The organism is Flavobacterium alkalisoli (genome assembly GCF_008000935.1).
In the GTDB taxonomy this organism is placed as follows: domain Bacteria; phylum Bacteroidota; class Bacteroidia; order Flavobacteriales; family Flavobacteriaceae; genus Flavobacterium; species Flavobacterium alkalisoli.
Window position 1 is genome coordinate 2,490,192 of record NZ_CP042831.1, and the last position, 25,349, is coordinate 2,515,540.

Annotated in this window: 27 protein-coding genes, 2 tRNA genes and 3 rRNA genes; 22 read left to right on the forward strand and 10 right to left on the reverse strand. The window is 39.5% G+C overall.

Features of this window, described 5'->3' with window-relative positions; all coding sequences use genetic code 11:
• The first annotated feature begins 272 nt into the window (after positions 1-272).
• Positions 273-653: an endonuclease domain-containing protein gene (locus FUA48_RS11195; protein WP_240732447.1), complete on the forward strand. Its 381-nt coding sequence runs from the start codon at positions 273-275 to the stop codon at positions 651-653.
• A gap of 144 nt (positions 654-797) precedes the next feature.
• Here FUA48_RS11195 and FUA48_RS11200 read toward each other — a convergent pair whose 3' ends face one another.
• Positions 798-1,301, reverse strand: coding sequence for a hypothetical protein (locus FUA48_RS11200; RefSeq protein WP_147583614.1), 504 nt, complete (start codon positions 1,299-1,301; stop codon positions 798-800).
• A 169-nt stretch (positions 1,302-1,470) separates the two neighbouring features.
• On the opposite strand from FUA48_RS11200, the gene FUA48_RS11205 reads away from it, so the two are divergent.
• From FUA48_RS11205 to FUA48_RS11215, 3 genes are all read left to right on the forward strand, one after another.
• A complete protein-coding gene (locus tag FUA48_RS11205; RefSeq protein WP_147583615.1) occupies positions 1,471-1,890 on the forward strand; it encodes a hypothetical protein in 420 nt (139 codons plus the stop codon).
• A 113-nt stretch (positions 1,891-2,003) separates the two neighbouring features.
• Positions 2,004-2,423, forward strand: a complete 420-nt coding sequence (locus tag FUA48_RS11210; protein ID WP_147583616.1) for a hypothetical protein — start codon at positions 2,004-2,006, stop codon at positions 2,421-2,423.
• Between the two features lie 246 nt (positions 2,424-2,669).
• Complete coding sequence (locus FUA48_RS11215; protein WP_147583617.1) at positions 2,670-3,284, forward strand: hypothetical protein; 615 nt, start codon at positions 2,670-2,672, stop codon at positions 3,282-3,284.
• 492 nt (positions 3,285-3,776) lie between these two features.
• On the opposite strand, the gene FUA48_RS11220 is transcribed toward FUA48_RS11215, so the two are convergent.
• The 8 genes from FUA48_RS11220 to FUA48_RS11255 form a co-directional block, all read right to left on the reverse strand.
• A complete protein-coding gene (locus FUA48_RS11220) occupies positions 3,777-4,085 on the reverse strand; it encodes a GIY-YIG nuclease family protein (protein WP_147583618.1) in 309 nt (102 codons plus the stop codon).
• A 428-nt stretch (positions 4,086-4,513) separates the two neighbouring features.
• Positions 4,514-4,966, reverse strand: a complete 453-nt coding sequence (locus FUA48_RS11225; RefSeq protein ID WP_147583619.1) for a hypothetical protein — start codon at positions 4,964-4,966, stop codon at positions 4,514-4,516.
• A gap of 4 nt (positions 4,967-4,970) precedes the next feature.
• Positions 4,971-5,765: a hypothetical protein gene (locus FUA48_RS11230; RefSeq protein WP_147583620.1), complete on the reverse strand. Its 795-nt coding sequence runs from the start codon at positions 5,763-5,765 to the stop codon at positions 4,971-4,973.
• A gap of 51 nt (positions 5,766-5,816) precedes the next feature.
• Positions 5,817-6,065 carry a hypothetical protein gene (locus FUA48_RS11235; RefSeq protein ID WP_129750317.1) on the reverse strand — a complete coding sequence of 83 codons (249 nt, stop codon included), beginning with the start codon at positions 6,063-6,065 and terminating at the stop codon, positions 5,817-5,819.
• Positions 6,066-6,293: 228 nt separating this feature from the next.
• Positions 6,294-6,542: a hypothetical protein gene (locus tag FUA48_RS11240; RefSeq protein WP_147583621.1), complete on the reverse strand. Its 249-nt coding sequence runs from the start codon at positions 6,540-6,542 to the stop codon at positions 6,294-6,296.
• 375 nt (positions 6,543-6,917) lie between these two features.
• The gene (locus tag FUA48_RS11245; protein WP_147583622.1) at positions 6,918-7,175 is read right to left on the reverse strand and encodes a hypothetical protein; all 258 of its coding nucleotides are present in this window, start codon (positions 7,173-7,175) and stop codon (positions 6,918-6,920) included.
• A gap of 108 nt (positions 7,176-7,283) precedes the next feature.
• Entirely contained in the window at positions 7,284-7,535 is a 252-nt protein-coding gene (locus tag FUA48_RS11250; protein WP_147583623.1) for a hypothetical protein, read from the reverse strand.
• A gap of 93 nt (positions 7,536-7,628) precedes the next feature.
• Complete coding sequence (locus FUA48_RS11255; RefSeq protein ID WP_147583624.1) at positions 7,629-7,931, reverse strand: hypothetical protein; 303 nt, start codon at positions 7,929-7,931, stop codon at positions 7,629-7,631.
• Between the two features lie 129 nt (positions 7,932-8,060).
• Between FUA48_RS11255 and FUA48_RS11260 the strand changes: the two genes are divergently transcribed.
• From FUA48_RS11260 to FUA48_RS11315, 12 genes are all read left to right on the forward strand, one after another.
• On the forward strand, positions 8,061-8,795 hold the full coding sequence (locus FUA48_RS11260; protein WP_147583625.1) for a helix-turn-helix transcriptional regulator: 735 nt from the start codon (positions 8,061-8,063) through the stop codon (positions 8,793-8,795).
• A gap of 60 nt (positions 8,796-8,855) precedes the next feature.
• Entirely contained in the window at positions 8,856-9,263 is a 408-nt protein-coding gene (locus tag FUA48_RS11265; protein WP_147583626.1) for a hypothetical protein, read from the forward strand.
• 43 nt (positions 9,264-9,306) lie between these two features.
• The gene (locus FUA48_RS11270; protein ID WP_147583627.1) at positions 9,307-9,567 is read left to right on the forward strand and encodes a hypothetical protein; all 261 of its coding nucleotides are present in this window, start codon (positions 9,307-9,309) and stop codon (positions 9,565-9,567) included.
• A 224-nt stretch (positions 9,568-9,791) separates the two neighbouring features.
• Entirely contained in the window at positions 9,792-10,076 is a 285-nt protein-coding gene (locus FUA48_RS11275; RefSeq protein WP_147583628.1) for a hypothetical protein, read from the forward strand.
• A gap of 343 nt (positions 10,077-10,419) precedes the next feature.
• Positions 10,420-11,193 (forward strand): hypothetical protein, encoded by a 774-nt coding sequence (locus FUA48_RS11280; protein ID WP_147583629.1) that lies wholly within the window; start codon positions 10,420-10,422, stop codon positions 11,191-11,193.
• Between the two features lie 4 nt (positions 11,194-11,197).
• The gene (locus FUA48_RS11285) at positions 11,198-11,590 is read left to right on the forward strand and encodes a hypothetical protein (RefSeq protein WP_147583630.1); all 393 of its coding nucleotides are present in this window, start codon (positions 11,198-11,200) and stop codon (positions 11,588-11,590) included.
• 14 nt (positions 11,591-11,604) lie between these two features.
• Complete coding sequence (locus tag FUA48_RS11290; RefSeq protein ID WP_147583631.1) at positions 11,605-12,003, forward strand: hypothetical protein; 399 nt, start codon at positions 11,605-11,607, stop codon at positions 12,001-12,003.
• Positions 12,004-12,069: 66 nt separating this feature from the next.
• Positions 12,070-12,459 carry a hypothetical protein gene (locus FUA48_RS11295; protein ID WP_147583632.1) on the forward strand — a complete coding sequence of 130 codons (390 nt, stop codon included), beginning with the start codon at positions 12,070-12,072 and terminating at the stop codon, positions 12,457-12,459.
• Between the two features lie 102 nt (positions 12,460-12,561).
• Complete coding sequence (locus FUA48_RS11300; protein WP_147583633.1) at positions 12,562-12,933, forward strand: hypothetical protein; 372 nt, start codon at positions 12,562-12,564, stop codon at positions 12,931-12,933.
• Positions 12,934-13,500: 567 nt separating this feature from the next.
• Positions 13,501-14,016, forward strand: a complete 516-nt coding sequence (locus FUA48_RS11305; RefSeq protein ID WP_147583634.1) for a hypothetical protein — start codon at positions 13,501-13,503, stop codon at positions 14,014-14,016.
• A 143-nt stretch (positions 14,017-14,159) separates the two neighbouring features.
• The gene (locus FUA48_RS11310; RefSeq protein WP_147583635.1) at positions 14,160-14,507 is read left to right on the forward strand and encodes a heavy-metal-associated domain-containing protein; all 348 of its coding nucleotides are present in this window, start codon (positions 14,160-14,162) and stop codon (positions 14,505-14,507) included.
• Between the two features lie 149 nt (positions 14,508-14,656).
• Entirely contained in the window at positions 14,657-15,250 is a 594-nt protein-coding gene (locus FUA48_RS11315) for a hypothetical protein (protein WP_147583636.1), read from the forward strand.
• Here the strand turns inward: FUA48_RS11315 and FUA48_RS11320 are convergent.
• Entirely contained in the window at positions 15,233-15,517 is a 285-nt protein-coding gene (locus tag FUA48_RS11320; protein ID WP_147583637.1) for a polysaccharide biosynthesis protein, read from the reverse strand. The two genes, FUA48_RS11315 and FUA48_RS11320, sit on opposite strands and share 18 nt — an antisense overlap.
• Positions 15,518-16,553: 1,036 nt before the next feature.
• On the opposite strand from FUA48_RS11320, the gene FUA48_RS11325 reads away from it, so the two are divergent.
• The 6 genes from FUA48_RS11325 (at position 16,554) to FUA48_RS11350 (ending at position 25,299) form a co-directional block, all read left to right on the forward strand.
• Positions 16,554-18,070 (forward strand): 16S ribosomal RNA (locus tag FUA48_RS11325).
• Between the two features lie 144 nt (positions 18,071-18,214).
• Positions 18,215-18,288 (forward strand) — tRNA-Ile (locus tag FUA48_RS11330).
• 109 nt (positions 18,289-18,397) lie between these two features.
• Positions 18,398-18,471 (forward strand) — tRNA-Ala (locus FUA48_RS11335).
• A gap of 131 nt (positions 18,472-18,602) precedes the next feature.
• A 23S ribosomal RNA gene (locus FUA48_RS11340) occupies positions 18,603-21,483 on the forward strand.
• 135 nt (positions 21,484-21,618) lie between these two features.
• Positions 21,619-21,727: ribosomal RNA gene (gene rrf, locus FUA48_RS11345) — 5S ribosomal RNA — on the forward strand.
• The 16S, 23S and 5S rRNA genes sit together here with 2 tRNA genes alongside, the layout of an rRNA operon.
• Positions 21,728-22,050: 323 nt before the next feature.
• Entirely contained in the window at positions 22,051-25,299 is a 3,249-nt protein-coding gene (locus FUA48_RS11350) for a T9SS type B sorting domain-containing protein (RefSeq protein WP_168196975.1), read from the forward strand.
• Positions 25,300-25,349: the final 50 nt, after the last annotated feature.

The following is a 25,349-nucleotide window of genomic DNA, read 5'->3' on the forward strand; positions in this document are numbered from 1 at the left end:
GAGGAAATATTTTTTAGATGTGAGATAATAGATTGTCATGGCCTTGATAACACACCCCCGCCCCTCTCAAGAGGGGAGCCACTCGAGCTCTTAAAAAGACTAATAATTTCAGGTAAGAGCAAACAGTTCCCCTTCGGAGAGTTGATAATGATGTGTTTTTGTATTTACACTTTGTGTAGAAGGGTCTGAGTATGCAGTTCCCCTCTGGAGAGGGGTTAGGGGTGTGTCTTTTTATTAAAAAGTATTACATTTGAATATCAATACACCTTACCTTGAGAAAAATAATTCCTTATAACCCTAACCTAAAAGAGTTAGCGCGTCAGCTCCGTAATAAGAGCACCAAATCTGAAATTATACTCTGGCAAAAGCTTAAGCGAAAGCAAATGTATGGTTATGATTTTCATAGGCAGAAGCCTGTAGATAATTATATACTTGACTTTTTTTGTTATGAACTAATGCTGGGCATTGAGGTAGACGGTTATTCTCATGAGTTTGCCGAAGTTTATGAGAAGGATTTGGTTAAGGAAGCGAAAATGGCAGATTTTGGTATTTCCATTTTACGTTTTACAGATTATCAGGTTTTAAAGGATACCGAAAATGTAATAAGAGCTATTGAGCATTTTATATATGAGTTTGAGGGTAATGTATTATAACACACCCCCAACCCCTCTCCAGAGGGGAGCCCTCACTCACTTGAGTATAACATCAATCTAAAATCCAAGATTCAAAACTTAGAATAAGAAAACTGTAACACCCAAGCCCTTTCTGTAAGGTAGCCGTATGATATACTCAGCAGATTACGGCCGCATCCAGTTTTTTACGGATGGAAAGGGAGGATGTCCATTTTCAATTTCCTGGTTGGTGTAGGCTATACCCATCCATTGAAGTAGGGGCAGGCCTATATAGTTTTTTCCGGTAAACTGTTCTATGTACCACTGCGAACAGTTTTTGTATCCATCAGGATGGAATACAAATTCCGGCGGAATGTTAAGGTGTGTAAGTACCGCATACGACCAAAGTATGGCAGCTATCTCTTCGCCCATTTCGGGCCAGCCTTCCGGCATTTTATCTGTACCCATAAGCCTGCGCAGGTGTGGTTGCGCCACAGCTATATGGCCGGCTTCATGCAGTATGTCGCCGGGATATTTTAGTTTGTCAGGATCTACATAAATAACGTTTGGCCCCAGCTCGAGTCCCGGAAGGAAAGTTGTTGCTGTAAGGGGGCGTTCAGCTACCCCAATCCCAACGGACTCAAGAAAAGGCAGTATGTCCCTGTAGTATGAATATCTTGTTATATCCATGTAGCAAACCTACTGTTAAAGCTTTATTAAATAGTAGGGGTTTTTACCTGTTTTACTAAAACAGGTAATTTTACCTAGTGGTGTTTTTTGAGTTAAAACCACTAGCATGAAAAAAAAGGCAAACCAAACTTAATATTGCAATTATATTAAAAACAGTATATTAGCCCCTATGACACTTGTGCGATTTACCGTGATTACCTTTGCATTAGGCCTTGTTTTAGGGGTTGTAATGTTTTTACAAAGGGATAAGTTTTCTGCCATAGATGCCATTGCGGTTACTGCTTTGCTGTGTAATGTTTTTTTGCAGCGCAGGCTTATGAAGAAACTGAATAGGGTCCCTTTCTCCTGGGGATTTTACGGAATTAATATTTTGTATGTGATGTACTTTTTATGTACTACACATTACATTTCCTATAATCCGCCAAGCAGCTACATACGCCTTTTTGAAATTATGGGGTTACAGGGTCCGCAGGAACTGTGGGTAGTGTTTTTTGCCATAAGCTACTATGCCTTTTTTACCGCTGCTTTTATTGAGCTGGCTATAGTAACGCTGTTTTTAGCCAAGTACCGCGAAATTAAAGTTTCCTGATGAACTGATTTTTAGACTGTTATGTTTAGGTTAACAAAAACAGGTAAAAATATTAAGCTTCAATTTCGGTAATTACTTACCTATACTCTTTTAGGCTTATATATATTAGCCTTATGAATTTACTACGCTTTACAACAGTTACATTTGTTTTTTGCCTTGTACTGGCAGTTATAATGTTTTTCCAGTGGGGAAAGGTTTACATACTCGATGTTTTTGCCCTTTTTTGGCTGGGTTATAATATTGTTTTACAACAACGCTTTTTAAAAGAGCTTAGGCGTATACCTTGTGCCGCAGGTTTTTTTGTAATAAACGTTTTGTTTGTAGCCTACTTTTTAACGACTACCGAGAATATAACTACGCCTGTTTTTAAAAGTTATATCCGTATATTTGGAATAATGGGCAAGAGCATTCCGCACGATGCATGGCTAACCTTTTTAATAGCGAGTCTTTCGGCATTAATTTTAGCCGTAATGCTGGAACTGGTAGTTATGTTTTCGGGGTTTAAGGCTTTTCGCCAAAGAAACTCATTTTAAAAAGCAGATGTTCTTTTGTCTTGAAACAAAAGAACCAAAAGTTCAGGGCTCTGACTCCTTAAGCTAAAAATTATTTCCCTCGGCTTTCATTCTGCTGTTATAACGCTAAGTATTCCTCTCTTCAGGGATATTGAGGTGTCATTGCGAGGCACGAAGCAATCTGAAATCAAATCATCAGATAACCGAATAAACAAACAATCACATAAACATAAAAAAAAGCTATTTTAGTGGTTTAAACCACACTTTATGAAAAACCTGCTTTTACTTTTATTGGTTGTTGTTGCCGGATGTAAATCGCATTCCAATTCGTACATTGATAGTTATGGATTTGCATTAGAAAAATCTAAAATAAGAATGCCTAACGGCGATATTTTTCGGGTTATTGATAATCCTAAATGGGACAGTAAATATGCCGGTAAGAGTGTAATTATTAGAGGAAGTTACAGGACTATTCGTTTTGTAGGTGAGCCGGGACACTTAACTCAGTATTATGCTAAAAAAGTTACTGTTATAGATGAGTGTGCTGATATAGAAAAAATTATGATTGATCCTGAGTTTACCAAGTATTTTAAGTTAGATATCCATTTTAAAAAGGAAATTATAGAGGTTAATTATCCTGATAAAAATTTTTCTCACGATTTAGACTGCAGGTTTAAATTGCCTTCTGGTAGGTTTATTATGTTTAAGAAAGTTGAAGGTGATTTTGAAGGTAATCCAAAGGGCGAGATCATGAATCAGCAGTTATATGTATCAAGAACAGAGGATAACAGCTATCATTTTTTTATGTCCGAAACAAATTTAGCTCTAACTGCCAGAGTAGCTAAAGGTAAGGCTATTATAACATCTTATGGAGTTTATTAATTACCAGGATAATCGAATAAACAAATAACCAAATCATCAAACTGACAAATTACTATGCTCCAAAAACCTTATTAACAAAGGGTGTTGAAATATTTAATTGTTAAATGTTGAAGTGTTTTGTTAACCTAAAGTTAAATTTACTATATTAGCCGTAACTAACTTAAACTGAGGTGCTATGAACTTTAGATCGCTTATTGAGGTACTTTATGATATTGTTCGTTTTGAGATTAAAGAACACCGTAATATCAGATTATAGTCCTTAAACCATTTTTCGAAAAATCTTACTACCGTTAATTTATGTGTTTGATTATTAAGTAATAACCAGGCACATGAGTTAACTTTTTTTGTTTTGGGAGGGCTTAATTCACTTAAAGTTATTTGAGATTTCTCCCTACATTTCATTACGGTTCGAAATGACAAATAGAACTTAATTATATTGTTGTTGTTGTTGTTGTTGTCATTTCGATACGTAGCGTAGCGGAGTGAGAAATCTCAGATTTTATCGTTTAAAAATTTCCAATCAGGGTTAAACCCAGATATGAGTTTATCTTTTTTCTCCCGTCTCCATTTTTTGATTTCTTTTTCTCTGGCGATCGCTATATCAGCATCTGTAAAATGTTCCCAGTACAATAAGTAAGAGCATTTATATTTGGCAGTGAAGGCTTTACTATGTGCTTCGGGATTTTGGTGATAATATAATCGCTCATTAAGATTATTCGTAACCCCAATGTATAGAACAGTTTTTATTTTGTTTGTTAGTATATAAACGTAGTAATTATGAGTTCCTAAAGTTTTATGCATTTGTAAGGTGTTAGGGAACAAACATAATAAAATGAGATTTATGATTTATAGATTTGTGAGATTTCTCCTTACACTTCGTTCCAGTTCGAAATGACAGAATTGATATATAGTTAGTTGAGATTTCTCCTTTCGTCGAAATGACAGTTAGAGCTTAATTATACTGCTGTGTCATTGCGAGGTACGAAGCAATCTTGTTTGCTACGCTCGCAAAGACAAAAAAAAGAAAAAAACAATATGTCAAAGAACGGTTGTCAGTTGGATGTTTATACATCACTCAAACTGACTATTGAAGTTAGATTGCTTCGCTACGTTGCACTTCGCTCGCAATGACCACGCTGTGGCGTGGCAGGCACCTCAAGAGAGGAACTAGTAACTGCATCCTAAAACTGATTACTGCATTTTGATTACTACATTTTGATCACTGCTTACTAATACCTGCTGCTTCCTGTAAAAATCCTTTTTATGTTTTTAGAATAGTTAAACTCGGCGTGGCTTTTAGTGTCACAGTGAGTGCGTTGCGACTGCTGTTCGGCGAGCTGGCAGCGTTCTTCAAAATATTCACGGAAAAACGACAGCACCTTGGGTATGGTAAGGCTTTCGTAAAATTCGCCATAAGTGCCGCTTATTATCTTTTTAAACAAAAAGGTAAGGTCGCTGATTTTAAGGGAGTAATAGGTTTCGTTAATTTCTATGGCACACAGCTCAATCTGATCTTCGGTCATGGGCTTGTTAAGGTTAAGGATGTCGTTTAGGTACACCAGCCAACCCATGGTAAGCCCTATGGCAAAGTCTTTGGTTTTTTCGCGTTGCAGTGTGCCCAGTGTAGGGGCGGGGGCATTTAGTGCTTTATCTATGGTGGTAAGTTTGCCGCTGTGGCGCATGCAGTTAACCGGACTGTAGACGCTGAGCAATTTTTCGCTTGAAGTCGTCGCTATACTTAACTTTCGACTTTCCGGCAGGTGGTTTTCCCGCATTGCCTTGTGGTTTCAGTTCAAATAGTCCTTTCCAGCCTTTGCCCATGCTTTGGTGCAGTATGGCTATGGCAGTGGTTTGCTGTCCCTGTGCCAGGGAGTTTAGTTCGGCCAGTGCGGCCTGTTCGCTTTCGGGGCTATGGTAATTTTGGCGGTGTTCTTTGTGGCGGTAGTTTTTCCACAATTGCCATTGGGTGGCAAACTCGGCCGAAGTGTAGGGAAGTAGTACGGTTGGTTTTTCTCCCATACCCTCTTTTCCGTTATTGACATTTTTATTATCAATGTCAATATCATTGTCATTGTCAATGTCAGTGTTTTGCAACACTTTTGCAGGTGTTTTGCTGGTAGGGTTTGTATCTTTTTGGTCTTTACTATATCGCTTTTTAGCAGCTTCAGACCTTGTTTTAGAAGTCGTGTTTTCCTTTTCAAGACGTCTGGATTTAAACTCATAACCATCTGCTAACGATTGTATTCCGCAAATTTGATTAATATCCAGTTCGGCAATTATTTCCTGTACTTTTTGAGGTGAGCACTTCCATAAAATCTGTAACCCTTTTGCAGATGTTTTGTAAACGGGTTCTTTACCTGAAAGGTGCATTTTAAACACAATTTTCATCCAGGCCATTTCCGCTTCCAGCGATAAAACATTGCAATCACGCTCCCAATCACCAATATAAAGCTGAATATGGGGCAGGTTTTTTTTGCTCATTACGTGCAAAAATTAGCATCAAATATTTTTTGCAGATGTTTTGCAGATGTTCTAGACTCTTACAACATTGTCAATTATTACGTTGTTGTATACACCTTTAGATCCGCTAATGTGAAATTCAAGGTCGGCAACATCGCCCGGAAGCATGTCGTTAAGCAGTTCGATTTTTGTACCTACAGCCGATGGGTAAAACAATTTACCATCTTCCTGTTCAAACTGCATTTGTTTAATGGCTGTTCCTTTTTTTGTGGTTTTTGTATCGCCTACAGCTACTACGATACCTCTTATTTTGTATTGCATGGTTGTGGGTTTTAAGATTTAATAATTTAAATATTTAACGATTAATGGTGACCCTTTGCGGGGTAGGTGTTTTTTAATTTTAAACGTTCAGCAATTCAATCTTATAAAAATGAAATTAACCATTTATGCTTTAACGATTTCTCAAGTAAATGTTAAAAGTTGGTTAGAAAAGTTTATTTGATAATTTGTTGATTTGGTCATGTGAATCCGAATAACCAAATAACCGTATTACCGCTTGGCGTTCATCATACACAGCCTGTTTGCCACGTGGTTAAAATCGAGCGTACCTACCTCTTTTTTGGTGAGGTTTACATACACTACCGTTGGGGCAAGGTTTGCCAGGGCATGAAAAAAGTCGGCGGCATTGTTGTTGTCTTCCAGTTCGGTAAGGTCAATTTTGTTTTCGTTGTCTTCCTTAAAAAGGTTTTCCAGTTGGTCTAATATCTTATTAGTGTATTCTTCCTGTTTAGTTTTCATGTTTTAATTTTTTAGTTGATTAGTGAAAAGGCATAAAAGGTTTATAAAATGTTTGTAACTTTTTGATACTCAATGATAAGATTGGTCTGTAAAATTGTATTTTTACAATAAGCTTATAATTAAGTTATAGGCTTTGATACTTGCATAACTTAATTTTTATGCCAAAAGAAAAGGCAAACTGGGGAATAGACCTCAAAATTTCTGAAAAAAGCCTTACCAATATTGTTGTTTTTTTGGTATTGGTTTTTCTTTTGATTTATCGTGAAGAGCTTCTGATATTATTCTTTCGCGATTTAGTCAAGAAAATTAAATAACTGTAAAAGTTTTTAGCTCCTTTTGGGGCTTTTTTTATGAGCTCTAATTCCCCAATATTGTTTACCTGATTACTTGCATTACATTTTGTGCAACAAAGTTGTTGTACTGTATGCCACTGTTTTTAGATATCTTTCCTTCCAGCATTACGCTAACCTGTATTTCGTCGTTTTCTTTCAGTCCGTGAAGGTCATCCATTTTGCGTCCGCGAAACTCCACAAAGGCCCTTTGGCGATGATCGGGGATAATGGTTACTACTTTTTTTTCGTGTCCAGCTGTGTTGCGGTACTCAATGCTTTCAATGTTTCCTGTAATTGTCATGGGATTTAGATTTTAAAGATTTAATGATTGAAGAATTGTGGGTTTGGTTATTTGCCGATTTGTGTATTTGAATGAGAAATCGAATAACCGAATAATCAAATAATCGAATTACCCCGCAAGGGCATACTGCTCGCTGGCGGCTTTTTCAAATTTTAGGGAAGATTCCAGCTGATTAAGCAGGATAATTTTTTGGGAATGGTATCCCTTTAACTGAGAAGTAAGTTGAGTGATATCGGCAGTGCGCTGGTCTTCCAGTTTAAATACCGAATAATAAGGGAGGTTTTGCAGTGAATCTATTTCCTGTTCGCATTCGCAGATAAGGCGGTTAAGAGATTCGAGTTGGCTGATAAGGTTTTTCATGGTGTGGCATTTTTTTAGTTGATTAGTGGATTTGGTTATTTGTTGATTTGTATGCGGAATCAAATAACCGAATAACCGCATTGTCGAACAGACTTACTCTGTTATACTAAACCTGTTGTCGCTGTTAAAGTGTAGTATTGCACTTTTTTCTAGCGGGCAGGGGGCGTACTTTGTGTAGCGAACATTTTGGTTCAGTGCTTTTTGTGCCTGCTGCTGTATAGCGAGCTTTGTGTAAAGCTCCCGTAAATGGATGCTTAAAGTGTTTCTGTTCTCTACAATATAGGTGTAGTTTTCAATATCCTGTTGTGCTTCATACGAACTTAAATAATGGTTATAGGCTTTCTTAATTTCACTTAATTCCACAATTTCATGTGTAATATTGTTGTTTATGTGCATTTAATGTGTATCTTTGCTCAAACATCGAGTACAAAATTAAGTGTAATATTCCACATTTACAAATTCAAAAGTGTAAAAAATCACTTTTAACATTCAAAAGTTATTAACAGCTAGGATAAAGTATTGAGTATGGACGCAGTAGAGATAAAACAAAAACGCGAGGAGCTTGGGCTAACCCAAAAAGAGCTTGCCGACCTGGTAGGTGCCAGCCGCGAAACGATTATTAATTATGAGAAAGGAAAACCCATACCCAAGTCTAAAATAGAGATCCTTAACAAGGTGCTTTACGGCAACACTGCTTACACTACTATAGTAAGGAGCAGCGAAGTGGTTAAGCTGCCTGTTGATTTTGAAAACAAAAACGGCAACAAGTTTATTGAGCTGCCTAACGGACAGTTTTATATGCTTATGCCGCTTGCCGACTTTAATGTGCAGGCGGGTTTGCTGAGCAATTATCAGGATGCCGACTTCCTTATGGATTTGAGTCAGCACGGTATATTGGTAGATAAGCCGGTGCAGGGCCGTTATGTGGCCTTTAAGGTAAACGGCGACAGTATGGACGACGGCAGCAGCAACGCCATTAGCCGAAACAGTATAGTTAGCACCCGCGAGCTGCAGCGCCAGCACTGGGTAAACAAGCTGCGTTATCGCGATTTTCCGTACTGGGTTATTTACACTACCCAAAGCAAGATGCCGCTCCTTAAAGAGATTATTGAGCACAATACCGAAGAAGGCTATATTATGTGCCACTCCCTAAACGACAGCCCTGAGTTTACCGACTTTAAACTTCATGTAAACGATATTCAGGCTCTGTTTTATGTTATTGATGTAAACAGGAGTGTGAGTAAGAAAGTGGTTTATTAGTGTTCAGTAATCAATTTTCGCTCAAATAATTCAATCATATTATACAACACCTTACAATTAATGAAAAAGTTTATTTTACTTACGTTTATAGCCTCTCTTTTACAGGGCTGTGCTTTTGATGCTCCGGAAATTCATCAACATATTACAGGCAGGTTTTATCTTTATCAGATGCTTGGAAATGATGAAATTGTAAGCCTTGTTCAGCAGGATGGAGAATACACCTATCGTTATTTGATTGAATATTGTGAGGTGGTGATTTTTGACAGGAAGAATAAGGTTATTTATGCAAAAGAAGCCGAGAAGTATGAGCCGTATCATGTTTATGAACTAGATGGCTTAGGGAAATATGATTATTTTAAGGAAAAAAAGGTAACCGAAAAAGAATTTAATAAGCTTCTGGCCAATTGTAAAGACTGTATAAAAGTCTATAAATTGGGGCAGGGAAGAATTAAAGATGATATAGAGTAAGCCGTATCTTTTGTAAGTATAATAAACGATTGATTAATGGATAATGAATGAATTCAGAAAAATACTGGAACAGATAATGTCTGAAATCAACAGTTCAAACAGATTAGAAAAAATGGATGAACTGATTGTCGTTATGTATGATTTTAATAAAAGTTTAAGCCGGGATGAGATTATAAAAGTGGTATATGAATATATAGCTGATAATGAAGATGGTTTAACGTTTTATCAGGATGAAACAATGGTAGATATAACAAACAGGCTTGGTGGGTTTTGTTCACGATTTAACTATATCTATCTTGAATAGGCTTATATTTTAGAGATGTCTCCCTGCAGTCGACATGACAGCAACCATGTCATTCCGATACGGAATGTAATGTAGTGAGGAATCTCAATCTCGACTTCAAACACCAACCTCAAAACTTCGTATGAAAAATTTTACTATTTTCATGTACAATTTTGTAACTTCTCTTACAGATATTATAATTTATTTTGCGGCATGTTCACGATAAGTTAATAATAGTATTTGCCATGAGTTTTGATTACGGGAAGTTTGAAAAAGATCTTGAAACAGGCTGTAACGAAGCCTACAAGGAGTTCTTAAAAGAGTTTAACAGCGACAGCACCTATATTTCTGCCGGAGGCGGAAAGCTGGAAGCCTTTATTGAAGGATTACAAAAGGAGTTTGATAAAACAAAAACCTTTTACCTTAAAAAGCATAAACTTGAAAATGACCCCGAAGCACGCCGCCGAGCACTGGCAGTTGCCAAGCAAAGCGCTAAAAAATGCATCGAGGAGTTTAGCCAAATTCAATAATTTAGTATACACACACTTAACAAAAGTCCTGAAGTTTTCTTCAGGGCTTTTTTGTTTTTTTCCATTTCGACCGAAACGTAGTGAAGAGGAGGCACGAGGCTGAAAGCCGAACTGATAAAATAAATCTTTAATCTGTTTATTTATTGAGATGTCTCCCTGTGCTAAAGAATCTAATGCCTTAGCTTTACTCAGTTATTATGCTGTTGTGAGTTCCCCTCTTGAGAGGGGTTAGGGGTGTGTCATTGCGAGGCACGAAGCAATCTGCTGCTTACTGCGACTGAAGTATTTATATTATTTCCCTAACAAAAAGAAATACCTATTTTAGCGCATCTTAAAAAATGTTATGAAATATACTTTTAAAGCGCCTTTGCGCACCCTGCTTAGGCTTGTTTTGTATACAGTTGTGCTTTTCGTTTTTCTGTATGTTTTCTCCATAATGCAGGTAAGTAACTATAGCTTTATTGCTTTGGCTGTGCTTGTAATATATATAGTAGCCTTTAAAAGGCTTACAAGTGTGAGTATAGATACCGCTGCTAAAACACTTACGGCAAACTACAGGGGCATACTTCAGTTGGCTACTTATAGCTATACTATTAATTATGTGAAAGCCGACTGGACTTCTGTCGATGAAAAATCGTTTAGCCTTAAAGAGGAAGGAAAAAAGACAATAACGCTTACCCGCGAAACTATTGGTACTCAAAATCTGGAGGAGATAGCGACTGTTTTAATAAAGTCGGTCGAAGAAGGGTATGAAGCCATTCCTGCTATTTGTCCGGTTTGTGGTAATACAGAACTGTCGGGACTGCTTCAAAACAGGGTTTCCTTTATAACAAAAGGGGCAGAGTGCCAACGTTGTTATTTCTATAATGAAGATATGGTAAAGGAAAATCAGGATGATTTTTTGATGTGGTCAAGGCAAAATCTGTTAGATGGCGCACTAACTTATATGAGTGAAGGCTACTTTAAAAATGCCGATGAGCTTATAGAAGGTTTTAAAAATTTAAAGCAACTGGATGTAACACTTTGGCCTGCCGAGATACTAAATAAGAATCCAAACTGGACCCCGGAATTTGATGAAGAGGAGGTAAGGGGATATTTTAAAATTGAAGAATTATAAAAAGATGACAAAACAACCGCAATTTCCTGTACTGTTTCTTTCCATTAATGACTGGAATAGTGACGAAACGGAAACTATAGTTATTGATAATGGCAATTTATACGGAACCGAAGAAATTTTTAAAGAGTATTATCTGGATGATATTGTAGCAGACAGTAATGGAGATGTCTTTAAAATTACCGGCAGGGAAAAGCTGGCTTCATGGCGAAAGCTTATTCCTTTTATGGCAAAATATCGTTGTGTTTTTGAATACCAAAACAGGCAGGTTACTTTTAATCAGGTTAAAGAATACCTGGCTAACGGCATTGCTCTTATTGAGGATCCCGAGTATAAGAGTATTGGCGAAGACTCGCTTAGTAAATGCCATAGCCTGAAAGATTTTTTTGAATTCTTTTAGAACAAACAATTAAGATGACAAAACAACCGCAATTTCCTTTGATAGACCTCTCGATAACCGAATGGAGTACCGATGTATTCCCTACTATTATAATGAGTGCCGATACCACAAGGGGTAGCAATCAGGATTTTAAAGACCATCTGTTTGGTAATCTTCTGGCAGACGGTAACGGAAACCTGTTTAAAATTAAAGGCAGGGAAAAGCTGGCTTCATGGCGCAGGTTTGTTCCTTTTATGGAAACACACCGTTATTTGTTTGAGCATCAAAGCAAACAGGTTACTTTTAATGAAGTGAAGGAATATATAGTTAAAGGAATCGGTTTTCTTACAGATAGCGAACTGAAGGCTGTTTGTGAAGAGGAGCTTAATAAATGTAGTAACCTTAAAGATATTATAGAGTCCTTTAATATATAAGGACAGGCAACCTTACTGGTTAAATAAAGAAATTCTTATATTTATTGCCTTCAAAACCAAACATAAATGATTAAAAAACTACTTTTCTTACTTGTTTTTACCACAATAGGGCAACTTGCAAACGCCCAGCAAAATATAGACAAACACTACATAGAGCAACATTACCCGGGATGGTATATTTTACACGACAGTACTTTAGAGCCGGAGTGTAAAGAGTTTGAAGAAGGCACCCGCTGCCTTAACAGGCACATTGAGGAGCTTGCCCAGGTAATAGAAAATATGGTAGCGGCAGCACCAACCAAAAAGAACCTTGACTGGAAAGCCCGTTGTGAAGCAAAGGTGAACAAACACATGAAAAAAGTAGACGATTCTCCCGCAAAAGACCTTATGCGTTTGGCTTATACCCGTGATATATATAAGGAGTACCTTATAGATTTGGTTAAAAAAGCACATTAGTAGGTTCTGTCATTGCGAGGAGGTACGACGCGGCAATCTCAGAGGGGTAGGGGTGTGTCATTGCGAGGCACGAAGCAATCTATTAATCATTTATCGCACACCATGAAAAAGAAAATTTATGCATTAGTTATCCTGTTCTTTATTACAGCCTATTTAATGAATTGTTTTTTTTCTGATAGTATGGTAAAGGGTACTTATGTAAATCAAAATTTTGGGAACAATTTTATAGCTGATATTCCTCATACACCGGATACATTAATACTATATAAGGACAATAGTTTTAAAAGTAATTTCTACGGAGAAGGGACTTATAGCTTATCATATGATGTAAGTGGTACTACAATAGAGTTGCTTTATACAGATGAAGCCGGAAAAAGTAGTTTTTCATCACAGGTAAGCAGGAGATTCTTTTTCGGAGCTGTCAAAATTCCGTTAGATATTGATTTAAATCAATATTATAAAAAGATAGAGTAATATTGAGTTTGTCATTGCGAGGCACGAAGCAATCTTTTCCATTTCGACCGAAACGTAGTGAAGTGGAGGCACGAGGCTGAAAGCCGAACTGATAAAATAAATCTCTAGCCAGTTTATTAATTGAGATATCTCCCTGCATCTTCTTCTTTTGTCTTGACACAAAAGAACCATCACGCTATGGCGTGACTGCGGCTACGACTCCTTAAGCTAAAAATTATTACACTCAGCTAAACCATCCGAACTCGGCTGTCGCCTCAAACAGCGGATGCTTCTTAACGCTTCGCTTATAATTTTCTTTACGCTACGGAACCTAATGCCTTAGCTTCACTCGGTTGTTATACTGTTGTGAGTTGCCCTGTCATTGCGAGGAGGTACGACGCGGCAATCTAAGAGGGGTAGGGGGGTAAATCATTAAAGATCGAAAGATTTAATATTTAAAAATTACTCAGGTTGTCATTGCGAGGAGGGACGACGTGGCAATCTAATGTTCCTTACGACTGAACAATGAATACTGAACACTTTTCCTAGGTTTCAACTAAATCATTATATTTGGGTAAACCACACACCATGAAAAAATTATCAATCTTTTTGGTTTCCCTTTTAATTCTCTTTCCGTCACCGGCTATGGCGTGCAGCTGTATTGGTAAATCGGTTTTAAAACATGAATTTAACTATGTTAATGTTGTGTTTACAGGCAGGGTATTGGCAGAAAGGGATATAAAACAGAGAATACTCCCTGAAATTGAAGAGGAGGACGAACATTTGGGAGATAGATTTTATTACACATTTAGTAAAGAGTTTACCTTTTTGGTGGAAGAACTTCATAAGGGTAAAGCCGTAACCGATACTATAAAAGTTATAACAGGTTATGGAAAAGGTGATTGTGGCTATAGATTTAAAACGGGAGAAAAGTATATTGTGTTTAGTTACTATACACAAGCGTATTTTGAAAGAGAAACTGAACAAAAAAAGTTTTTAGAAACTAACATTTGCGGGTATACTAAGCCGTATGACAGGTTTTCTGAAAAAGAAATAAGAAAGCTACATAAACTGCAAAAGCGATACAAAAAGAAAAATCCCTAGATAAACGGCATGAAAAAACACCACTATCTTTTCTTAATTATTGCTGCTGTTATTATGGGGTAGGCTAATGAAATGGAGCGAGGAATCTCTACTGTTTAAAATCTGAGTTAAATCATTATATTCGCAAAAACTAAATTACCATTATGAAACTACTTAAAACAGTACTGTTTGTATTTGCTATGTTTTTATCGGCAAATGCTTTTGCACAAAAAAAGGTGGAAACCACTGTAATTAAAACGGCCATTTACTGCGACCACTGCAAGCAATGTGAGTCGTGCGGAGACCGACTTAATGTTGGACTTCTTAAAACTAAAGGAGTACAAATGGTGGTGCTTGACGAAAAAGCAATGACAATCACGGTAACCTACAATACGAAGAAGACTGATTTGGCTACTATAAAAACAGCGATAAGCAAATTAGGTTATGATGCTGATGATATTAAGGCTGATGAAGTGGCTTATGATTCGCTGGACGGTTGCTGCAAAAAATAACACTATTATATATAGGTATAGAAGCACAGATTTTTTCTGTGCTTTTTTATTTTATATAAATATTAGATTAGGAGGTGTCATTCCGATACGTAATGAAATGGAATGAGGAATCTCAGTTAAATCATTATATTTGAATAAGACCTTATATTATGAAAAACATCACCTTACTTAGTTTTCTTTTGCTCTTGGTTTCCTGTAATAATAAGGAGCAGCTTGAAATGCTTCATAATGAAACTACAGATTCTTACAGAATAAAACCACAAGCTGAACCGAAACCTCAGGAAACAGCATCAAAAGGGGTTGCGCCTCTGGATACCGTAGGGCTTAAAAAATTTTGGGCAGGCTTTCAAAAAGATATTTTTTCAGCAAACAAACAAGGAGTAGCCAATAGGCTGGATTATCCTGTAAGGGCTATTCATCCGGTAATATTTAAATATTCCTATAGCTGTGACACTATTGCTTATATTAAAGATGAGGAAAAGTATGCTGATGTAGATATCTATAAGAGTGATATGTCCCGTTGTTTTGATTTTATTTTTGATGACGTGCTTAAAAACATCATTTCAAGAATTTCTTATGAAGATTTACTTCAAAAAGGACACCGTAATAAAGAGGTAAATGCCATCTCCTATCATATTTTTCCCAAAGACTACATGAAGGTTCCGTGTCCAAACGATCATAATATGCAGTTTTACCTGCATGAGGAAAACGGAAAATGGAGTATATCAATAGGCGGACTGTAGTTTGAGTATCAATTTACTTATCAAATATCCACAGCCTATACCTGTAATTAAGATAATGAATAATGTAAATGAAGTGGGCTCGGTATGATATCCGGTGTTCGAGGATATCTCTGCAAACAATTTAAAAAGGAAACTATCTGCAATTTCATTGCTTATGTCGGCTTCATACAGGTGCTCCATCCAAACTATAGTTACTATCATATACAGTATAACGGTACTAATAATAGTGCATATTAGCCAAACAGGTATAAAAGCAAATTTTTTCATAGACTCAAATATATAAATACTTTATATAATAGAGTAGTGTAGTGTCCTTGCGAGGTACGACGCGGCAATCTATATTATATATAGGAGTAAAGAATACCACACTATAATATAAATAGGTAGAGGTGTCATTCCGATACGAAATGAAATGGAGTGAGGAATCTCTGCTGCTTTACGATACCACACTATAATATATAGGAGTTCCTTTTCCCTTTACTTAAAAAAAACTTTCAATGTCAAAAACCACCTTATCAATGAGTTATGAATTAAGGTTAAAAAAAGATTAAAAAAAGGGCATTAAAAGTTTGCGGGAGTGGAAAAGATGGCTACTTTTGCACCCGCATTAGAGGCACACGTTCTTAGAAAAACAGCTTACCGGACCGCTTATTATAGGAGTGGAATTACTGAGAAAAAATAATCAGAAAAAAATTCGGAAAAAGTTTGTGAGAAAAGAAAAGTTTGCTACTTTTGCACCCGCAATAACAGCGAGTTCTTTTGGAGAGTGATATTATCTGGAAACCCTTTTAAATAAAGGGAGGAGCTTAAAAAGGCTTCGAAAAAAAAGTTCAGAAAATATTTGCAGAAATGAAAAACTTGTCTACCTTTGCAACCGCAAAACGAGCGACGTACTTTGAGATAATGAAACCGCATTTTGAGCTTTACTTTTTAAGTGAAGAAAAGCTTAAAAGAATCTGAAAAAAATAAGAAAAAAGATTTGCAGGTTAAGGAAAAAAGATAGTATCTTTGCCTTCCCGTTTCGGAGATGAAACGAGCCGCAATCACTGATTCTTTATCGGAAAAGCTTTAAAAATAAAAAAGAAATTTTTTTTTGAAAAAAGCTTGCGGGATTAAAAAGAAGTTGTACTTTTGCAGCCGCTTTGAGAAACAAACGCCGAAAGGCTGAGTGATTGAGGTGAGAATAAAACAGAAGAATACGTTCATAGACATATTGGATTGACAGCATAAAGAGAGAGTAAGAAACTCGATTTATCGAAAAACACAGACCTAGCAATAAAGATCGTAAAAATATTAAAAACATACGATGAAGAGTTTGATCCTGGCTCAGGATGAACGCTAGCGGCAGGCCTAACACATGCAAGTCGAGGGGTAGAGGAAGCTTGCTTCCTTGAGACCGGCGCACGGGTGCGTAACGCGTATGCAATCTGCCTTGTACTGGGGGATAGCCCGGAGAAATCCGGATTAATACCCCATAGTATATAGAACTGGCATCTTTTCTATATTAAAGAACTTCGGTACAAGATGAGCATGCGTCCCATTAGCTAGTTGGTATGGTAACGGCATACCAAGGCAATGATGGGTAGGGGTCCTGAGAGGGAGATCCCCCACACTGGTACTGAGACACGGACCAGACTCCTACGGGAGGCAGCAGTGAGGAATATTGGTCAATGGACGCAAGTCTGAACCAGCCATGTCGCGTGCAGGATGACGGTCCTATGGATTGTAAACTGCTTTTATACGGGAAGAAACCCCTCTACGTGTAGAGGGCTGACGGTACCGTAAGAATAAGGATCGGCTAACTCCGTGCCAGCAGCCGCGGTAATACGGAGGATCCAAGCGTTATCCGGAATCATTGGGTTTAAAGGGTCCGTAGGCGGCTTTATAAGTCAGTGGTGAAATCCGGCAGCTCAACTGTCGAACTGCCTCTGATACTGTAGAGCTTGAATTACTGTGAAGTAACTAGAATATGTAGTGTAGCGGTGAAATGCTTAGATATTACATGGAATACCAATTGCGAAGGCAGGTTACTAACATTATATTGACGCTGATGGACGAAAGCGTGGGGAGCGAACAGGATTAGATACCCTGGTAGTCCACGCCGTAAACGATGGATACTAGCTGTTCGGTCGCAAGACTGAGTGGCTAAGCGAAAGTGATAAGTATCCCACCTGGGGAGTACGAACGCAAGTTTGAAACTCAAAGGAATTGACGGGGGCCCGCACAAGCGGTGGAGCATGTGGTTTAATTCGATGATACGCGAGGAACCTTACCAGGGCTTAAATGTAGAGTGACAGGACTGGAAACAGTTTTTTCTTCGGACACTTTACAAGGTGCTGCATGGTTGTCGTCAGCTCGTGCCGTGAGGTGTCAGGTTAAGTCCTATAACGAGCGCAACCCCTGTTGTTAGTTGCCAGCGAGTAATGTCGGGAACTCTAGCAAGACTGCCGGTGCAAACCGTGAGGAAGGTGGGGATGACGTCAAATCATCACGGCCCTTACGTCCTGGGCTACACACGTGCTACAATGGCCGGTACAGAGAGCAGCCACCTGGCGACAGGGAGCGAATCTATAAAGCCGGTCACAGTTCGGATTGGAGTCTGCAACCCGACTCCATGAAGCTGGAATCGCTAGTAATCGGATATCAGCCATGATCCGGTGAATACGTTCCCGGGCCTTGTACACACCGCCCGTCAAGCCATGGAAGCTGGGGGTACCTGAAGTCGGTGACCGCAAGGAGCTGCCTAGGGTAAAACTGGTAACTGGGGCTAAGTCGTAACAAGGTAGCCGTACCGGAAGGTGCGGCTGGAACACCTCCTTTCTAGAGACACGATCGTTAGGTTAAGTAATGAGTGATAAGTAAAAGACTTACTCTCGCTGTTAGTTCAAAAATTTAAAGTAAGAGAGCTGGAAGAAAGCTGCTGAGTAACAGAGTTGCTAAGTAGGTAAGATTCTAAAGAAATATAGTCTCGTAGCTCAGCTGGTTAGAGTACTACACTGATAATGTAGGGGTCGGCAGTTCGAGTCTGCCCGGGACTACTAAATCTCTTCTTATTTTAGATACAAAGGAAATTTTAGAAGTTGAGTTACACTTTTAGTGACCGTTTTAAACTGTTAACTGAAAAGAGTTAGCTGCTTACTGAAAAACGGGGGATTAGCTCAGCTGGCTAGAGCGCCTGCCTTGCACGCAGGAGGTCATCGGTTCGACTCCGATATTCTCCACATCCGGCTAAAGTCGCTGATATTATTGTCAGTGGCGAGATGCCACACGTTCATTGACATATTGAGATAAATACAAGTAGAAAAATATAGAAAGCACAGTTGTGTGTTATTTATAACACACATATAAAGTACAATAAGCAAAATAAGGGCGTATGGGGGATGCCTGTGGCTCTCAGAGGCGAAGAAGGACGTGATAAGCTGCGAAAAGCTGCGGGGATTGGCACATACGAATTGATCCGCAGATATCCGAATGGGGCAACCCACTATATTGAAGATATAGTATCCGATAGGAGGCAAACCCGCTGAACTGAAACATCTAAGTAGGCGGAGGAAGAGAAAACAAAAGTGATTCCGTGAGTAGTGGCGAGCGAAAGCGGATTAGCCCAAACCAGTGTTGTTACGGCAATACTGGGGTTGTAGGACCACGACATTGTATGTAAATTGAATCAGAAGCATCTGGAAAGTTGCACCATAGAGGGTGATAGTCCCGTATGAGTAAGAGATATAATACATAGTGGTATCCTGAGTAGGGCGGGGCACGTGAAACCCTGTCTGAATCCGGCGGGACCATCCGCCAAGGCTAAATACTCCTGAGAGACCGATAGTGAACCAGTACCGTGAGGGAAAGGTGAAAAGAACCGTGAATAACGGAGTGAAATAGATCCTGAAACCATACGCCTACAAGCGGTCGGAGCCCTTTAGTGGGGTGACGGCGTGCCTTTTGCATAATGAGCCTACGAGTTACCGTTGCTGGCAAGGATAAGTGATTAAGTCACGGACCCGTAGCGAAAGCGAGTCTTAATAGGGCGCTTTAGTCAGTAATGGTAGACGCGAAACCGTGTGATCTACCCATGGGCAGGATGAAGCTGTGGTAACACATAGTGGAGGTCCGAACCGGTTGACGTTGAAAAGTCTTCGGATGACCTGTGGGTAGGGGTGAAAGGCCAATCAAACTCGGAAATAGCTCGTACTCCCCGAAATGCATTTAGGTGCAGCGCTGGATATAGTTATATAGAGGTAGAGCTACTGATTGGATGCGGGGGCTTCACCGCCTACCAATTCCTGACAAACTCCGAATGCTATATAATGTTTACCAGCAGTGAGGGCATGGGTGCTAAGGTCCATGTCCGAGAGGGAAAGAACCCAGACCATCAGCTAAGGTCCCCAAATGTATGCTAAGTTGAATAAACGAGGTTTGTCTGCCCAGACAGCTAGGATGTTGGCTTGGAAGCAGCCATTCATTTAAAGAGTGCGTAACAGCTCACTAGTCGAGCGGACGAGCATGGATAATAATCGGGCATAAGTATACTACCGAAGCTATGGATTTACGTTTAGGCGTAAGTGGTAGGGGAGCATTCTATTCAGCGTCGAAGGTGATATGTGAGTATTGCTGGAGCGGATAGAAAAGAAAATGTAGGCATAAGTAACGATAATGCGGGCGAGAAACCCGCACACCGAAAGACTAAGGTTTCCTCAGCTATGCTAATCAGCTGAGGGTTAGTCGGGACCTAAGGCGTACCCGAAGGGGGAAGTCGATGGCCAACGGGTTAATATTCCCGTACTGCTTATAATTGTGATGGGGTGACGGAGTGATGAAAGTACCGCGAACTGACGGAATAGTTCGTTGAAGCACCTAGCTATAAGGCCTGTAGGCAAATCCGCAGGTTTTGGTGAAATGCGATAGTACACGGAGTCTTCGGACAAAGTGATAGTGTACCTAAGGGCTTCCAAGAAAAACCTCTAAACTTAGATTATAAGCACCCGTACCGTAAACCGACACAGGTAGTCGAGGAGAGAATCCTAAGGTGCTCGAGAGATTCATGGCTAAGGAATTAGGCAAAATAGACCTGTAACTTCGGGAGAAAGGTCGCCAGCAGCAATGCTGGCCGCAGTGAAAAGGTCCAGGCGACTGTTTATCAAAAACACAGGGCTCTGCAAAATCGTAAGATGAAGTATAGGGCCTGACACCTGCCCGGTGCTGGAAGGTTAAGAGGAGATGTTATCTTCGGAGAAGCATTGAATTGAAGCCCCAGTAAACGGCGGCCGTAACTATAACGGTCCTAAGGTAGCGAAATTCCTTGTCGGGTAAGTTCCGACCTGCACGAATGGTGTAACGATCTGGACACTGTCTCAGCCATGAGCTCGGTGAAATTGTAGTATCGGTGAAGATGCCGATTACCCGCAGTGGGACGAAAAGACCCTGTGCACCTTTACTATAGCTTAGTATTGACCTTGGATAAGTGATGTGTAGGATAGGTGGGAGACTTTGAAGCGGCGTCGCCAGGCGTTGTGGAGTCATTGTTGAAATACCACCCTTTGCTTATCTGAGGCCTAACCGCACTTTGTGCGGGACATTGCTTGGTGGGTAGTTTGACTGGGGTGGTCGCCTCCAAAAGAGTAACGGAGGCTTCTAAAGGTTCCCTCAGCACGCTTGGTAACCGTGCGTAGAGTGCAATGGCATAAGGGAGCTTGACTGAGAGACATACAGGTCGATCAGGTACGAAAGTAGAGCATAGTGATCCGGTGGTTCCGTATGGAAGGGCCATCGCTCAAAGGATAAAAGGTACGCCGGGGATAACAGGCTGATCTCCCCCAAGAGCTCATATCGACGGGGGGGTTTGGCACCTCGATGTCGGCTCGTCACATCCTGGGGCTGGAGAAGGTCCCAAGGGTTGGGCTGTTCGCCCATTAAAGTGGCACGCGAGCTGGGTTCAGAACGTCGTGAGACAGTTCGGTCTCTATCTACTGCGGGCGTTAGAAATTTGAGTGGATCTGACTCTAGTACGAGAGGACCGAGTTGGACAAACCTCTAGTGTATCTGTTGTCCCGCCAGGGGCACCGCAGAGTAGCTACGTTTGGAAGGGATAAGCGCTGAAAGCATATAAGCGCGAAACCCACCACAAGATGAGATTTCTTTTAAGGGTCGTGGAAGATGACCACGTTGATAGGCTATAGATGTAAAGGCAGTAATGTCATAGTCGAGTAGTACTAATAACCCGTAAGCTTATGTACGCTCTTTCCCTCCCTCCAGGGGGAGGGGAGAAACTTTCTAATTTAAGTATACTATTCTTTATCTCAGTATGTTAAGATATTTGTTTACAGTTACATTGTACCTGTAATCATGTTGCCCAAAGCAACATAACGACTTAAGGTGGTTATTGCGGCGGGGCTCACCTCTTCCCATTCCGAACAGAGAAGTTAAGCCCGCCTGCGCAGATGGTACTGCATCTTGTGGGAGAGTATGTCACCGCCTTTCTTTTGAAAACCCTATCCATAACCGGATAGGGTTTTTTGTTTTGTAGATATTCTGATATATATTATAAGCAAAACCCTATTACTTAAATAGGGTTTTTGTATTTATAACTGTTTTATTACTGCATATTAGCGAAAACCATATTTTAACTTATATTTAAAATATAACTATTATGTCGGTTATTTATCGATAAATTAACGCTTTATAACGATTTAGCTGCTTATTATTTAATAAATAATTATATTATTGTGCACTTAATTTAAACTCAAAGCGTTATAAATGCGTATATGGTTGCATCTAAATTATTTGATTACACCCACTATGAAATGAAATTATTTAAGCTCTTATTACTTTTACTGTTACTTTCAACAGCTTCAGTTAATGCACAATTATCTGATTTTACCTTGGATGTTAACCATACCGACGAGACATGTTTTGGTAATGGTAGCCTTACTTTTGAAGTTTCAAACCTAACCCCGGATGCAACGGTATTCTATAGCATATACCTGTTACCCGACACTGATACTCCTATTGCAGTAATTACAGAAAACACTTTAGGCAGTTTAACATCAGGTACTTACAGGGTTGTTGCAACACAAACTTTAGACGACGAATCTAACACACAACAGCAGGATGTTGTTATAGAAGACCTTATTCAGGATTTTGCAATTTCGGTTTCTTCTGCTGATGAAGCCTGTTCATCGGGAGCTACGATTGTAGTAACTGCGACAGAAGGCGAGATTTTTCAGTGTGAAATTATATCAGGACCCGAAACACGTCCGTTACAAACAGAACATGAATTTACCGGTTTACCTGCCGGAACTTATAATATAAGGGCATTTGATGCCTGTGGTATAGGTAAGGTAAAAACCTTTGTGCTGGAGGTTCTGGATTTAGATCCGGATATTTCGGCTTCTTTTTACCCGGATGTGGTTATCAATTCATGTGATTCCATAACGGTTAGTAATACGGTAAGCCTGGAAACGGCTACAATCTCTTATCCGGTAACCATTCAATATACTATTCATATACCCGGTGAAGACGATGTAATTACTACTCAGGTATACGAATCGGGAGCACCTAACAGCTTAGAAGTTTCAGAAGAGATGCCTCTTATAGATGGTGTTAGCTATGATATTACCATTACTAATGGTTGTGGTGATACGGTAACATCTTCGGCTAATTTTATAGATTCTGATATAGATTTAACCCTTTTGAGTCAGCGAGGTATATGTGGTACCCGTTATTTGGTACTTAATGCTCAAAGGTTTACGGGATCGTACACGGTAACCTTCCTTAATGCACCGGATGATTTTGATCCGGCCGATTTTATGCCTAACCCTAACGGTCCGTTTACAGAGGGGAGTATTGCTTATGGTGATGAAGAAAATCCTATACCCTACGGAACGTATGAAGTAATAATTGAAGACGAGTGTGGCCGTACTGCACAAGATATTATAGAGGTTGAGTTTGAGCCTTATGTACCGGCAGCTTCAGGACGCAATAACGGTTGTTTTTCTTTATTTGGGAGAATAAGAATAAGTATTCCTGAAATAGAAATTGTTTCTGCAACTATTGTTTCTGCGCCCGAAACTTATACACAAACGCTTCCTCATGATGTAACGGGAAGCATTACACAGGCTGGGAATGTTGCCCTTAATAATTTGCCTATAGGCTTTTATACCATAGAGTTTACTGACGAGTGTGGGTATGAATACACAGAAGAAGTGGAAGTGCCTGAGTTTGTAGAACAGGATTTTAACGGAAACACTTCCCCGTCTTGTGAAGAGGGAATAGGCAGTGTTATGGTTTCCAGCGGTAACGGGCCATTATTGTCGATGCAGATAACATCGGCACCCGCAGCGTTTCCGGAGTCTTTACCGTATGATGTTACATCGTTTATAGATACTGATGCCGGAGATTTGTTTATGTCTGATCTTCCGGAAGGACAGTATACTTTTGAGGGTACCGATCACTGTAACCTTACCAAGACATTTTCAATACTTATAGAGGGTTACCATCCTCCTACAGATACTTTTATATTCACTCCGCAATGTGGTAACTTTAGTATTATGGTTACCGACAGCAGTAACGGACTTAATGCTGCCCAGTACTGGCTTCAGCATTTTGATACCGCTACACAAACCTGGGGACACCCGGCAACAGGAGTAGCCTATATAGATGGTACTGTGCCGGATAGCTCTAATTCCATTCAGCTAACGAATAATCAGGCAATGAATAACCTTAACTATTCGGGAGATTTCAGGATCATTAAAAAGCATGAAAGCTATGGTAATGGTGCAGAGACTATTATTTGTGTAGAAGATTTCGGAGAATTTAATTATACAGAAACGCTTTCGGTAGCAGGTGCTTACACTATGGCTTGTGCCGGTAATCCGAATGATGTTTATCTTGATATTTTAGGGTATCCTACCTCTATAAGGATTACACACATGAACGGCAGCCCTTTTGTGGTAGACAATGGTGATAACCCTATTTTTACCGATTTAGAGGAAGCCGAATATACCTTTAGGGTAGAGGACAACTGTGGTAATATAGTGATACGTTCTTTTAACGTACAGTCGTTACCATCTATCGCTACGGCAAATGAGGTAAGCGATATGATTGCCTGTGTGCCGGAAGGCTCAGGAAACACTAATGAGTTTGACCTTACCGAACAGAATGCAACCCTTTTAGGCGACCAGTCGGCATCGTTATATACCATTACTTATTATGCAACGCCTCAGGATGCAGAAGCAGGAACTAATCCGTTACCATCGTTATACACCAATATCATTAACGGACAAAATATATATGCAAGGGTAGAGCATAACCAAATAGACCTTTGTTTTGATGTTACTTCTTTCCGACTTTTTGTTGGGGAAATTCCGGAACCGGAAATTAATACCACAGGGGTTATTTGTATTGGTACTTCTACACAAATTACGGCACAGGGTGGTTTTGCTGCCTACAGCTGGTCTACCGGAGAAACTACGCGTACTATAACAGTTACCGAACCGGGAACTTATACCGTTACGGTACAGCGTGCTTATGGCGATGGGTATTGTGAAGGTTCATCATCAGTAGAGGTGTTAACATCGGAAGCGGTACAAAGCATTGAGGTCTCTATAACCGACTGGACAAACGAGAATAATACCATTACCGTTGCAGCAATAGGATCTGGCGATTATGAATATTCCATAGACGGAATTAACTATCAGGATGACAATACGTTTTATAATCTTGAAACAGGTATTTATGAGGTATATGTAAGGGATAAAAACGGATGCGGAACAGGTAGTGACGAAGTGGCACTGCTGCATTATCCTAATTACTTTACACCAAACGGAGACGGCCATCATGAAAGATGGAGGATTGAATATTCGCTAAAAGAACCTAACTTAAAGGTGGATATTTATGACCGATATGGCAAACTGCTTATAACTTTCGGCCCTCAGTATGAAGGATGGGACGGTACCTATAACGGACATCCGCTGCCATCTACCGATTATTGGTTTGTAGTGACCAGACAGGACGGAAGACAACACAGGGGGCATTTCTCACTAATTAGATAGAGGAAATTACTTAAAGAATAAATTAAGGGTATAATGTTATAAGAAATTAC

What these genes read in the sequence shown, in the direction of transcription:
- FUA48_RS11200 (WP_147583614.1), bottom strand. Translation starts at nt 1,301, where the DNA reads ATGGATATAACAAGATATTCATACTACAGGGACATACTGCCTTTTCTT.
- FUA48_RS11205 (WP_147583615.1), top strand. Translation starts at nt 1,471, where the DNA reads ATGACACTTGTGCGATTTACCGTGATTACCTTTGCATTAGGCCTTGTT.
- FUA48_RS11210 (WP_147583616.1), top strand. Translation starts at nt 2,004, where the DNA reads ATGAATTTACTACGCTTTACAACAGTTACATTTGTTTTTTGCCTTGTA.
- FUA48_RS11215 (WP_147583617.1), top strand. Translation starts at nt 2,670, where the DNA reads ATGAAAAACCTGCTTTTACTTTTATTGGTTGTTGTTGCCGGATGTAAA.
- FUA48_RS11220 (WP_147583618.1), bottom strand. Translation starts at nt 4,085, where the DNA reads ATGCATAAAACTTTAGGAACTCATAATTACTACGTTTATATACTAACA.
- FUA48_RS11225 (WP_147583619.1), bottom strand. Translation starts at nt 4,966, where the DNA reads ATGCGCCACAGCGGCAAACTTACCACCATAGATAAAGCACTAAATGCC.
- FUA48_RS11230 (WP_147583620.1), bottom strand. Translation starts at nt 5,765, where the DNA reads ATGAGCAAAAAAAACCTGCCCCATATTCAGCTTTATATTGGTGATTGG.
- FUA48_RS11235 (WP_129750317.1), bottom strand. Translation starts at nt 6,065, where the DNA reads ATGCAATACAAAATAAGAGGTATCGTAGTAGCTGTAGGCGATACAAAA.
- FUA48_RS11240 (WP_147583621.1), bottom strand. Translation starts at nt 6,542, where the DNA reads ATGAAAACTAAACAGGAAGAATACACTAATAAGATATTAGACCAACTG.
- FUA48_RS11245 (WP_147583622.1), bottom strand. Translation starts at nt 7,175, where the DNA reads ATGACAATTACAGGAAACATTGAAAGCATTGAGTACCGCAACACAGCT.
- FUA48_RS11250 (WP_147583623.1), bottom strand. Translation starts at nt 7,535, where the DNA reads ATGAAAAACCTTATCAGCCAACTCGAATCTCTTAACCGCCTTATCTGC.
- FUA48_RS11255 (WP_147583624.1), bottom strand. Translation starts at nt 7,931, where the DNA reads ATGCACATAAACAACAATATTACACATGAAATTGTGGAATTAAGTGAA.
- FUA48_RS11260 (WP_147583625.1), top strand. Translation starts at nt 8,061, where the DNA reads ATGGACGCAGTAGAGATAAAACAAAAACGCGAGGAGCTTGGGCTAACC.
- FUA48_RS11265 (WP_147583626.1), top strand. Translation starts at nt 8,856, where the DNA reads ATGAAAAAGTTTATTTTACTTACGTTTATAGCCTCTCTTTTACAGGGC.
- FUA48_RS11270 (WP_147583627.1), top strand. Translation starts at nt 9,307, where the DNA reads ATGAATGAATTCAGAAAAATACTGGAACAGATAATGTCTGAAATCAAC.
- FUA48_RS11275 (WP_147583628.1), top strand. Translation starts at nt 9,792, where the DNA reads ATGAGTTTTGATTACGGGAAGTTTGAAAAAGATCTTGAAACAGGCTGT.
- FUA48_RS11280 (WP_147583629.1), top strand. Translation starts at nt 10,420, where the DNA reads ATGAAATATACTTTTAAAGCGCCTTTGCGCACCCTGCTTAGGCTTGTT.
- FUA48_RS11285 (WP_147583630.1), top strand. Translation starts at nt 11,198, where the DNA reads ATGACAAAACAACCGCAATTTCCTGTACTGTTTCTTTCCATTAATGAC.
- FUA48_RS11290 (WP_147583631.1), top strand. Translation starts at nt 11,605, where the DNA reads ATGACAAAACAACCGCAATTTCCTTTGATAGACCTCTCGATAACCGAA.
- FUA48_RS11295 (WP_147583632.1), top strand. Translation starts at nt 12,070, where the DNA reads ATGATTAAAAAACTACTTTTCTTACTTGTTTTTACCACAATAGGGCAA.
- FUA48_RS11300 (WP_147583633.1), top strand. Translation starts at nt 12,562, where the DNA reads ATGAAAAAGAAAATTTATGCATTAGTTATCCTGTTCTTTATTACAGCC.
- FUA48_RS11305 (WP_147583634.1), top strand. Translation starts at nt 13,501, where the DNA reads ATGAAAAAATTATCAATCTTTTTGGTTTCCCTTTTAATTCTCTTTCCG.
- FUA48_RS11310 (WP_147583635.1), top strand. Translation starts at nt 14,160, where the DNA reads ATGAAACTACTTAAAACAGTACTGTTTGTATTTGCTATGTTTTTATCG.
- FUA48_RS11315 (WP_147583636.1), top strand. Translation starts at nt 14,657, where the DNA reads ATGAAAAACATCACCTTACTTAGTTTTCTTTTGCTCTTGGTTTCCTGT.
- FUA48_RS11320 (WP_147583637.1), bottom strand. Translation starts at nt 15,517, where the DNA reads ATGAAAAAATTTGCTTTTATACCTGTTTGGCTAATATGCACTATTATT.
- FUA48_RS11350 (WP_168196975.1), top strand. Translation starts at nt 22,051, where the DNA reads ATGAAATTATTTAAGCTCTTATTACTTTTACTGTTACTTTCAACAGCT.